Origin of the sequence: Streptomyces sp. NPDC048389 (assembly GCF_040706335.1) — a bacterium.
Classification (GTDB): Bacteria; Actinomycetota; Actinomycetes; order Streptomycetales; family Streptomycetaceae; genus Streptomyces.
The window spans coordinates 90,489-100,165 of the sequence record NZ_JBEZKP010000022.1 but is presented as its reverse complement, the minus strand read 5'-3'; the positions used below and the strand labels follow the sequence as shown (position 1 = coordinate 100,165).

Genomic DNA, 9,677 nt, shown 5'->3' with positions numbered 1-9,677 from the left:
CGAGGTGCCGGCGGGCGTGGGCGCGCAGCTCGGCGCACTGCTGCTCGAGCTCGGCGGCGTGGAGCTCGCGCTGCCGCTCCACCAGGGCGGCCATGTCCGCGGAGAGGCGGGAGGCGGGCACGTCCCACTGCTCGGGCGTGCGGGGCGGGATACCGATCGTCGTCATCACCGGTCACCACCGGCATGCGCCTGGGCGAGCGTCGACACTGCCGGCGCCTCGGCCTCGGCGGGGAGGGGCTGCCCGGTCGTGGCGTGGAGCTCGGCCCACTGGCTGGCGGTGTAGAACTGGCAGGCGCCGATGCGGATGTGGACGCCGTCCCGCTCGAAGTCGGCGGAGACGTGGCGCTCGAACTCGTCGGTCCAGGAGGTGCGGCCGTCCTCGGTTGTGAGGACGACGCCGAAGTGCGCGGCCCAGACCTCGGCGTCGGTCACGGTGGCCGGCTGCAGGCGGACGTACGGCGCGTTCCAGGACGGGTGGTTCGTCTCAAGGCGTACGTCGATCAGTCCGGGCAGGGTGTCGGCCTGCGCGAGGAGCTGCGGCAGGACCTGCCGGATACGCTCCGCGCCCTTGGACATGGCGTCCAGCGCGGCGGCCTGCAAGGTGCTCGTCCGGCTAGGTTCGGTACTCTCAGTGCTCACGGTGATCCTCATTTCTGTTGGTGAGGTGTGCCGTAGGGGCTGTCGCGGACCGTGCCGGGTCCGGACGGCCCCGCTCCTTTGTCAGGCCGCGGCCGGCCTGTTCTTCGCGCGGGCCTTCGCCGACTTGAGGCCCATCTCGGCGAAGTGCTTCTTGCGCAGGTGCTCGGCGACGCGGGCGATCTGCTCGTCCGTTGCGCCGGGGTGGAGCTCGCGCGCCTGCTTCTCAAAGCGGCCGTTCGCCGCGGCTCGCGCCTTCGCCGTCCGGCTCGCCGGGTCGATCGTGTTCGCCCAGCTGGCGTGAGCGCCGAGACGGGCGCGCATCGTGCGGACCTCGGGGTCCATGGGGGTCCCTCCTTCGATCATCACCATCCCCGAACAGGGATGAGATTGGCGTGAAAAGTGCTCGCCGTCGGACGTCTACGGCCTCCGCGATGCGGTTGGCTTCGTCGCTCTCGACGGTCGGGCGCTCCTCGTTGATGAGGCGTTGGATCTTGGTGCTGGAGAGGCCGGTGGCCTCGGCGAGGCTCCGCACCGAGTGACTGACCCCGGCCGACCCGGGGTGCTTCATCAGCCGCTGGAGCAGCTGACCGTCATTGATGCGATACCTGCTGTCGCCCACGTGTGGGTTCCTCCTGTCATCCCTGTTCGGGGATGGGGATAGCTAAGCATAGCGTTGCTCATGTGTCCACACTCCGTGCAGATGCGCCCCGAAGCGTCAACGCGACGGCTTCTTTTCGGACTCTTTGAGCAGGCCAGGTACCCATACGCGTATGGGGGTGTGGACAATGGTAAGGCGGTTAGGTGGCCCTCACTAGGGTGAAGCCGACACACCCTCCATCGGCCGCGCATCTGGGGAGCATGCGATGACCACTGGACCAGAGATTCGACCCGAGACTCTCGCCAGCCTCGTGGCCTCGGTAGTCGATCACGAAGGTGTCACCTTCGCGCAGCTCTCGGAGCGCGCTGTGGACCCGAAGGAGGGGTACAGGCCGAGCCCCAATGTGCTGTGGAAGGTCGCCCGCCAGAAGGGTGTGAAGGTCAATCCGGAATTGGTCCGGGCGATCGCGGCCGGCCTTCGCCAGCCGCTGGAGCGCGTGCAGGCCGCAGCCGCCTACGAGTTCACCGGCCTAGTTGCCGCCTACGTCGACGGTGGCACGTTGCTGCGGGGGCCGGGAACTGAAGCCGCAGGTACGGCCAAGTCCCGTGCGGTGATTGCCGATTGGGACGAAGAGGAATCCGGCGGGACCCAGGGCAACCATTTGAGTGATTGAAGGGTCCAATATTGTGCGCTGCAACGGTGCACGCAGAGTTCTCGTCTGATCGCTATGTGGAACTCGCGTGAAGGCTTAGAGTGATGTGACCTCGCAGAGTTCGAACGCGTGTGCGGATCCGTAATGCCTGGAATCGTACGTCGCGGGATTGGGGGTCGCATGGCTGAGGTGTGCGTCGAGGAGCGGTCCCTCGACGACGGGGTGGTGATGGTCTACAAGGTCTTCGCCCGACGAGTCCGGATGGCGTTCGACCCCGCACGAACCACAGAGGCCGCAGCGTTGGACCTGCTGCGCCTGCAGCTCCCACGCCTCGACGGCGCGATGAACGTCGTCCACCGCGCCGCCACGTAGCACCCGCAGCCCGTGGGGGCCGGCCGTCCGTCTACAGCCGGTCCCCAGGGCTCAAGGTCTTATGGGCCAGCCGCGCCCGCTCGGCACCCGACGAGGCCGCGTACCGCGACAGCATCTGCCGTGACTTCCACCCGGTGATCCGCATCAGGTCGTCCTCGTTGCCGCCGTTCAGCTTCCACAGGTGAGCGAACGTGTGCCGGAACTGGTGCGGGTGGATGTGCGGGATGCCGGCCTCCTTGCACCGGTTTTCGATCATCGTGCCCACCCCCCAGATCGTCATCCTGCTGCCGCGCTTCACGCTCCACCACAGCGCGTCGTCCTTCTCTAGCGTCTTCTTCCGGTGCTTCCCCAGCGCGCGGAGGTAGCGGTCCACAGCGACCGACGTCGTCCGGCCGAACGGGACCGCCCGCTCCCGCCCGCCCTTGCCCAGGACGTAGAAGACCATCAGGTCCAGGTCGAGATGCCCGACGCTGCGCTCGGTCAGCTCGGACAGACGGACCCCGGTGTCGAGGAACAGCATGATGATCGCCGTGTCCCGGCGCTGCTTGAACGAGGTCCCCTTGCAGATCGCCAGAAGTTTCTTCAGTGCGTCGTCCGGAATGACCGGCACCACCACCTCGCCGACCTCCGGCGGCTTCATCGTCCGCATCGGGGAGCGGGTCAGCTCCTCCTCGTTGACGAGCCAGTTGAAGAACGTCTTCAGCGACCGGAAGTGCTGGTGCGCGTTGCCGGCACTGGTCCGCTTGATGAGGTCCGCGATGTACGCCTGGACGTGCTCGCGGTGCACCTCCTCCAGCGAGGTCGGTGCGGGATGGCCCCCCTCGGAGGCGGGCTGGTAGCCGGCCTTCTCGTCCAGGAGGTAGGCGGCGAACGAGTCGCCGGCGCGGCGGTAGATCCGCTGGGTGTTCTCGGAGAGGTTCTGGGATCGCAATGCGCGGATCCATGAGGCCACTTCGGGGTGGAGGTCGTAGCGCGGTGGCAGGTCCTCGGGCTCGAGGAAGCCGGTGGCGACGTCGGACATGATCCCTCCCTGGTTCGCGTTCGGGTACGCGAATGGCTGCTGCTCCGGGTTGCCGGGCTCGGGTTCCCGGGGGTGTTCTCGAACCGTACGCGCGAAACGGGAAGGGGTCTAGGCGCTTGGCCAAAAGCCTCTGTACCTAGCGCTGGAAAGAAAGAAGACCAGCGTTGCCGCTGGTCAACTGGGGTGTGCGCCCCCGGCAGGACTCGAACCTGCGGCCAAGCGCTTAGAAGGCGCCTGCTCTATCCACTGAGCTACGGGGGCCGGTGTGGCGGCCGGTGGCCTGGAGCCCCACTCGGGTGGTCCGTGACCTTGCCGGACACAAGGATAGGGCTCCGATCCCCTTGGCCCGGTTGCTTCACCTGCGTGGCACGATGTGGAGGTTCGGTGAAGCGAACCCGATAATCGCAGGCAGGTGCGATTCACGCATCGCTTTTGACGTCTCGCGCCACGGGTGTTGTGCACTCGTTATGCCTGCGCCCCACTCGTCCCGTGTGTCCCGTCCGCAGGATCGGCGCGCAGAGATCCCCATACGCTTCAAAAAGCCTCCAAAATTGGGCATTCTTCGCTTGTGGTGACCATGGATGCACGGCCTCAGCTCATCGACGCACTTTCCGCCCTGCGCGACCGTGTCGCCGCCGTGCGTCTGCCGCTTCCCCTCGCGGGAGCGCCGAGGGCGCGGCAGACGCGGACCGAACTGCTCGCTCAGCTCGACGACTATCTCGTGCCCCGCCTCAAAGAACCCGAAGCCCCTCTGCTCGCCGTCATCGGCGGATCCACCGGGGCCGGGAAGTCCACGCTCGTCAACTCCCTTGTGGGGCGGCGGGTCAGCGAGGCCGGGGTGCTGCGGCCCACGACCCGCACGCCGGTGCTGGTGTGCCATCCCGACGACCACCACTGGTTCGCGGGAATGCGGGTGCTGCCCCAGCTCACCCGCGTCTGGCTGCCGCCCCAGGAGGAGGCGGAGGAGGACCATCCGCCGCGCAGGACGGGCGGCGGGGCCGCCCCCGACGAGAAGAAGGCGCTGCGGATCGAGACGGCGTCCTCCCTGCCGCGCGGACTGGCGCTGCTCGACGCGCCGGACATCGACTCCCTCGTCGTGGAGAACCGGCTGCTGGCGGGGGAGTTGATCTGCGCCGCCGACGTGTGGGTGATGGTGACGACGGCCTCCCGTTACGCCGACGCCGTGCCGTGGCATCTGCTGCGTACGGCGAAGGAGTACAACGCCACGCTGGTCACCGTGCTCGACCGAGTGCCGCACCAGGTGATCGAGGAGGTGTCGCGGCAGTACGCGGCGCTGCTGACGAAGGCCGGGCTCGGTGAGGTGCCGCGGTTCACCATCCCCGAGCTGCCCGAGTCGGCCGGCGGCGTGCACGGACTGCTGCCGAACACGGCCGTCGCGGGCCTGTTCTCCTGGCTCGCGCACCGCGCGCAGGACCCGGCGGCGCGTCAGCAGGCCATGGGGCGTACGGCCGGTGGTGTGATCGATTCACTCAATGTGCGGATGCCGGAGCTCGCCGCCGCCGTCGCCGCCCAGTACGCGGCGGCCGTACGGCTCACGGGCGCGGTGGAGGAGGCGTACGAGGCGGAGCGCGAGCGGGTGGGGCGGCAGTTGCGCGCCGGCGCCGTGCTGGCCGGTGACGCGCGGACGCGCTGGCGCGGCTACCCGCGCGACAGTTCGGCCGGCGAGCTGCTGGACTCCCTCGTCGCCGGCCTGTCCGCTCTGCTGCAGTGCGCCGTCGCCGCCGCCGACGAGCAGGTCGAGAACGCCTGGCGGCGTGAGCCCGCTGCCGCCGCCGTCATGCCGAACCGCAGGCGCGACGCGGAGGTGGGGGAGCGGATCGGTATGGCCGTACGGCGCTGGCGGCGGGTCCTGGAGGAGCTCGCGGAGGAAGAGGTGCGGGGCATGGAACGCAACGCCGCTCCCGACCCGGAAACGGTGGCCGCCCTGCTCGCGGCCTCGCTCCTGGGCGGACGGCGGGCGCGCGGCGCGGGCGAGCGGCTCGCCGAGCGGATCGGTGCCCAGAGCGCGCTGCGGCTGCGCGACAAGGGCAGCGAGCTGGCGACGACGTACATCGACGACGTACTGAACAGCGAGCGGGAGCGGCGCCTCGCCCCCCTCGACGGGCTTGAGGTGAGCCCGGAACAGCAGGCCGAGCTGATCGCCGCGCTGTCCCTACTGCAGAAGGAGAGGTGACCGGGTGACCGCCATCACCGACGGCCAGAACGAGACCGGTGACCGCTGGGACGACGGTCTGATCGCCCGCCGGGCCGGCGAGCCGCCGGAGGCCGGCGGGGGAGCGGGCGCGGCGACGGAGGAGGAGGCCGGCGGGGGAGCGGGCGCGGCGGCGGAGGGGGCCGGCGGGGGGCTCGACGGGAGCCACCAGGCCGGCGACGACCACCTGCCCATCGGCGGGACCTACGGCGGCCCGCTGCGCGACCGGCTCAACGCCCTGCGCGAGCTGCTGGGCCTGTCGCAGACCCGACTCGACGGCAAGACCCTCGCGGAGGCCGGGCGCGTGCTCGACGAGGCCGCGGCGCGGCAGCGGCTCTCGTCCCGCCACACCGTCGTCGCCATCGCCGGGGCGACGGGGAGCGGCAAGTCGACGCTGTTCAACGCGCTTGCCGGGGTGCGCATCGCCGAGACCGGGCTGCGCAGGCCGACTACGTCCGCGCCGATCGCCTGCACCTGGTCGGAGGGGGCGGCGGGGCTGCTCGACCGGCTCGCCATCCCCGGCCGGCTGCGGCGCAAGCCGCTCGCTGGCGGAGACGGCGACGAACAGCTGCACGGCCTCGTGCTGGTCGACCTGCCGGACCACGATTCGGCCGTCGTACGGCACCGGGAGCAGGTGGACCGGGTATTGGAGCTGGTCGACGCGGTGATCTGGGTCGTCGACCCGGAGAAGTACGCCGACGCGGCCCTGCACGAACGCTATCTGCGACCGCTCGCCGGACACGCCGAGATCACGTTCGTCGTGCTCAACCAGATCGACCGGCTGCCCGGAGAGGCCGCCGACCAGGTCCTCGACGACCTGCGGCGGCTCCTCGACGAGGACGGCATGGCGCTGGGGGAGCACGGCGATCCGGGGGCCACGGTGCTGGCGGTGTCGGCGCTCACCGGGGAGGGGGTGGGCGAACTGCGTGAGATGGTCGGCGTTTTCGTGCGGGCGCGGAGCGCCGCGGCGCGCAGGCTGTCCGCCGACGTCGACGCTGCGGCGGCGAAGCTGCGGCCCGTGTACGTAGCCGACGGGCGGACCGGTCTGGACGAGCGGGCCCGCGAGGACTTCTCGGCCCGCCTCGCGGAGGCCATCGGCGCGACGGCGGCCGGTGAGGCGGCGGAGCGCGAATGGCGCAGGAACGCGGGCCGGGCGTGCGGCACTCCGTGGTTGCGGCTGTGGCGCTGGTACGAGCGCAAGCGCATGCCGGGGGCCGCGTCGGCGGAGCCTCCGGCGCCCACGGAGGAGGAACCGACCGCCCGCCAGCGGGTCGAGCAGGCGGTCCGCACCGTTGCAGAGGAGGCCGCTCGCGGCCTGCCCGCGCCATGGGCGCAGGCGGTACGGGAAGCGGCCGCGCGGGGGGCCGACGGGCTTGCGGAGGCGTTGGACGAACTGGCGGCGCGTGAGGCCGCCGAGACCAGGGGGCGGCCGCTGCGGCCCGCGTGGTGGCCTGCCGCGGTACTCGCGCAGGCGTCGATGACGCTGCTGCAGATCTTCGGCGGCCTGTGGCTGGTGGGCCAGATCGTCGGCGTGCTGGAGCCGGGGCTCATTCCGCCGGTGCTGGTGATGCTCGGAGGAATCGTGGGCGGGCCGCTGGTGGAGTGGGCGTGCGCGGCGGCGACGAAGGGGCCCGCACAGCGGTACGGGCAGGACGCCCAAAGGCGCCTGCACGAGGCCGCCGCCGGGTGCGGGCGGGCGAAGGTGCTCGATCCGGTCGCGGCGGAGCTGATGCGGTACCGGGAGGTGCGGGAGCAGTACGCGGCGGTCTCCGGTTCGGCGAAACCCGGCCCGGGGGCCGTACCGGGAAGGGCGCGTACCCGTATCGGGTGACGGAGTTGTCCACAGCGGCGGACTCTTCCACAGGCGTCGGCGGGATTCTTCCGTCCGGTCCAGCATGGAGACCGGTCGACAGCGATCGGGAACACGAACCCGGACGGGGAGGTGACCGTCATGAACGACACCATGGTGACGGTGGTGGGGAATGTCGCCACGAATGTGGAGTACCGGGAAACGGCCACGGGAGGTATGGCCCGATTCCGGTTCGCGGTGCCGTCGCGGCGGTGGGACCGCCGCAGCGGCCACTGGACGGACGGGCCGACGAGCTTCTACACGGTCTTCGCCTGGCGGTCGCTCGCGCAGAATCTCACCGGTTCCGTCTCGGTGGGAGAACCGCTCCTCGTGCACGGGCGGCTGAAGGTCCGCGAGGAGGAAGCGGACGGCAGGCGGAGGACGTTCGTCGACATCGACGCGCTGGCGGTGGGCCACGATCTGACCCGCGGGACCTCGGCCTTCCGCCGGGTGGCCAGAAGCCGGCCGGAACCGTCGGAGCGGAGTCCGTCGGAGGAAGGCGGTGGGACCGAGGCCCGTAAGGAGCCCGTCGGCGCTGTCCACTGAGGGAAAGTCAGGTAAACCGAGGCGATTGTGCCGCACGCCGGGACCGGGGGGTGAAAGCGGCGATTGGGGGGTGAACTGGCCTGTGGCGATAACGATTTCGAGTCGGAATGGTTATCTGATGGCACGACCGGGCAGCGGGCCGCGTGCCTTCCATAGGATCCCCTGGTACTCACGGGGCACTTGAGTCTGTTGGCGAGACACTCCCCCACGCCTCGCATGCGAAGGGTCTCGCCCGGAGGGGAATTCTGCTGTGACTGCTGTGTTTTCCGCGTCTGCCGTACGCAGGCGGCGCGCTGTTCGTCGTCTTGCCGCAGTGGCGGCCGCGTCCGGTCTGCTGGGCGCCGGCGCCATCGCCGGAGCCGGTGCGGCGGCCGCCGACGACGCCATTCAGCACCAGGGCGGCGCGGTCGCCACGCTCGACGGCCTGCAGAAGGAGGCGTCCGGCGAAGCGGTGCTGCGCATCGACGGCAAGGACAAGAAGATCGTCGCGGGGCTCTTCTCGATGACCGTCGAAGACGGGGGGCAGCTGCAGACCTACTGCATCGACATCCACAACCCCACCCAGGACCAGGCCAAGTACCTGGAGACGCCGTGGGACCAGACGTCCCTGGGCAGTAACGACCAGGCGGGCAAGATCCGCTGGATTCTGCAGCACTCCTTCCCCCAGGTGAACGACTTCGCGGCGCTGGCCAAGAGCGCCGGCATCAAGGATGCCGAGCTCAACGAGAAGAGCGCCGCAGTGGGCACCCAGGTCGCCATCTGGCGCTTCTCGGACGGCGCGGAGGTCACGGCGGTCGACCCGCAGGCGGAGCAGCTCGCCGACTGGCTGGAGGAGTCTGCGAAGGACCTGGCCGAGCCCGAGGCTTCGCTGACCCTCGAGCCGAACGCGGTCTCCGGCAAGCCGGGCGGGCGACTCGGCCCGGTGACGGTCCGTACCGACGCCGGCCAGGCCACGGTGACCCCGCCGGTCGACGCCGCAGCCAGCGGCATCAAGATCACGGACGAGGCCGGGAAGCCGGTCACCTCTGCCGTCGACGGCAGCAAGCTGTACTTCGACGTGCCCGAGGGTGCCGCCGACGGGACGGCGACCCTGGGCGTCAAGGCGAGCATGTCGGTGCCCGTCGGCCGGGCCTTCGCCAGCGCCTCCAAGAGCCAGACGCAGATCCTGGCCGGGTCCAGCGAGTCCACGGTCTCCGCGACCGCCACGGCGACCTGGGCGAAGCAGGGTGCGATCCCCGCGGTCTCGGTCGAGAAGAACTGCGTCGAGGGCGGTGTCGACGTCACGGCGAGCAACAAGGGTGACGAGCCGTTCAGCTTCTCGCTGGCAGGCATCGAGCACACGATTCCGGCCGGGGAATCCCGTACGGTGACGGTGCCGGTCGCCGAGGACCAGGCGTACGACTTCACGATCACCGGTCCGGGTGGCTTCGAGAAGCACTTCAAGGGCGTGCTCGACTGCAAGACCGCGAGCGCCCCGCCGGAGCCGGGCACCGAGACGCCGTCCTCCCCGTCCTCCGAGCCCAGCCCCGCCTCGGCGGGCGGCAGCTCCGCCGGCGTCGAGGGCGACCTCGCCGCGACGGGTGGCTCCAGCGCCACCCCGATGATCGCGGGCATCGCGATCGCTCTGGTCCTGGCCGGCGGCGGCGCGATCTTCTTCCTCCGCAAGAAGAGGGCGACCGGCGTGTGACGCAGTGCTGCGCACTGTGACAACTGGCTGAGAAGAGGGCCCGGCACGAGGAAGACACCCTGCGGCCGGGCCCTCCGCCGTGCCCGGCCCCAAGGTCGCGG

The 9,677-nt window shown here is 70.5% G+C and carries 10 protein-coding genes and 1 tRNA gene; 6 read left to right on the top strand and 5 right to left on the bottom strand.

Going from position 1 to position 9,677, the window contains the following annotated elements; all coding sequences use genetic code 11:
• Window positions 1-165 precede the first annotated feature (165 nt).
• From AB0903_RS17735 to AB0903_RS17725, 3 genes are all read right to left on the bottom strand, one after another.
• Window positions 166-639 carry a hypothetical protein gene (locus AB0903_RS17735; RefSeq protein ID WP_366703704.1) on the bottom strand — a complete coding sequence of 158 codons (474 nt, stop codon included), beginning with the start codon at window positions 637-639 and terminating at the stop codon, window positions 166-168.
• An 81-nt stretch (window positions 640-720) separates the two neighbouring features.
• Window positions 721-981 carry a hypothetical protein gene (locus AB0903_RS17730; protein WP_366703702.1) on the bottom strand — a complete coding sequence of 87 codons (261 nt, stop codon included), beginning with the start codon at window positions 979-981 and terminating at the stop codon, window positions 721-723.
• The gene (locus tag AB0903_RS17725; protein WP_366703720.1) at window positions 863-1,207 is read right to left on the bottom strand and encodes a helix-turn-helix transcriptional regulator; all 345 of its coding nucleotides are present in this window, start codon (window positions 1,205-1,207) and stop codon (window positions 863-865) included. Before AB0903_RS17725 ends, AB0903_RS17730 begins: the two co-directional genes overlap by 119 nt.
• Window positions 1,208-1,502: 295 nt before the next feature.
• On the opposite strand from AB0903_RS17725, the gene AB0903_RS17720 reads away from it, so the two are divergent.
• Together AB0903_RS17720 and AB0903_RS17715 are read left to right on the top strand one after the other, a co-directional pair.
• Complete coding sequence (locus AB0903_RS17720; RefSeq protein ID WP_366703700.1) at window positions 1,503-1,910, top strand: hypothetical protein; 408 nt, start codon at window positions 1,503-1,505, stop codon at window positions 1,908-1,910.
• Window positions 1,911-2,069: 159 nt separating this feature from the next.
• Window positions 2,070-2,261, top strand: a complete 192-nt coding sequence (locus tag AB0903_RS17715) for a hypothetical protein (RefSeq protein WP_366703698.1) — start codon at window positions 2,070-2,072, stop codon at window positions 2,259-2,261.
• Between the two features lie 31 nt (window positions 2,262-2,292).
• Here AB0903_RS17715 and AB0903_RS17710 read toward each other — a convergent pair whose 3' ends face one another.
• Entirely contained in the window at window positions 2,293-3,282 is a 990-nt protein-coding gene (locus AB0903_RS17710) for a tyrosine-type recombinase/integrase (protein WP_366703696.1), read from the bottom strand.
• A 188-nt stretch (window positions 3,283-3,470) separates the two neighbouring features.
• Window positions 3,471-3,543 (bottom strand) — tRNA-Arg (locus AB0903_RS17705).
• A 316-nt stretch (window positions 3,544-3,859) separates the two neighbouring features.
• On the opposite strand from AB0903_RS17705, the gene AB0903_RS17700 reads away from it, so the two are divergent.
• The 4 genes from AB0903_RS17700 to AB0903_RS17685 all read left to right on the top strand — a co-directional run bounded on the left by AB0903_RS17700 (window position 3,860) and on the right by AB0903_RS17685 (window position 9,576).
• Complete coding sequence (locus AB0903_RS17700) at window positions 3,860-5,476, top strand: dynamin family protein (protein ID WP_366703694.1); 1,617 nt, start codon at window positions 3,860-3,862, stop codon at window positions 5,474-5,476.
• Between the two features lie 4 nt (window positions 5,477-5,480).
• Window positions 5,481-7,325, top strand: coding sequence for a GTPase (locus tag AB0903_RS17695; protein ID WP_366703692.1), 1,845 nt, complete (start codon window positions 5,481-5,483; stop codon window positions 7,323-7,325).
• Window positions 7,326-7,445: 120 nt separating this feature from the next.
• Complete coding sequence (locus AB0903_RS17690; RefSeq protein WP_366703690.1) at window positions 7,446-7,889, top strand: single-stranded DNA-binding protein; 444 nt, start codon at window positions 7,446-7,448, stop codon at window positions 7,887-7,889.
• 313 nt (window positions 7,890-8,202) lie between these two features.
• Window positions 8,203-9,576 (top strand): LAETG motif-containing sortase-dependent surface protein, encoded by a 1,374-nt coding sequence (locus AB0903_RS17685; RefSeq protein ID WP_366703688.1) that lies wholly within the window; start codon window positions 8,203-8,205, stop codon window positions 9,574-9,576.
• Window positions 9,577-9,677 lie beyond the last annotated feature (101 nt).

Excerpts from the sequence above, each read along its gene's own strand:
- AB0903_RS17690 (WP_366703690.1), top strand. The coding sequence starts at position 7,446 with ATGAACGACACCATGGTGACGGTGGTGGGGAATGTCGCCACGAATGTG.
- AB0903_RS17700 (WP_366703694.1), top strand. The coding sequence starts at position 3,860 with ATGGATGCACGGCCTCAGCTCATCGACGCACTTTCCGCCCTGCGCGAC.
- AB0903_RS17715 (WP_366703698.1), top strand. The coding sequence starts at position 2,070 with ATGGCTGAGGTGTGCGTCGAGGAGCGGTCCCTCGACGACGGGGTGGTG.
- AB0903_RS17720 (WP_366703700.1), top strand. The coding sequence starts at position 1,503 with ATGACCACTGGACCAGAGATTCGACCCGAGACTCTCGCCAGCCTCGTG.
- AB0903_RS17730 (WP_366703702.1), bottom strand. The coding sequence starts at position 981 with ATGGACCCCGAGGTCCGCACGATGCGCGCCCGTCTCGGCGCTCACGCC.
- AB0903_RS17725 (WP_366703720.1), bottom strand. The coding sequence starts at position 1,207 with ATGAAGCACCCCGGGTCGGCCGGGGTCAGTCACTCGGTGCGGAGCCTC.
- AB0903_RS17710 (WP_366703696.1), bottom strand. The coding sequence starts at position 3,282 with ATGTCCGACGTCGCCACCGGCTTCCTCGAGCCCGAGGACCTGCCACCG.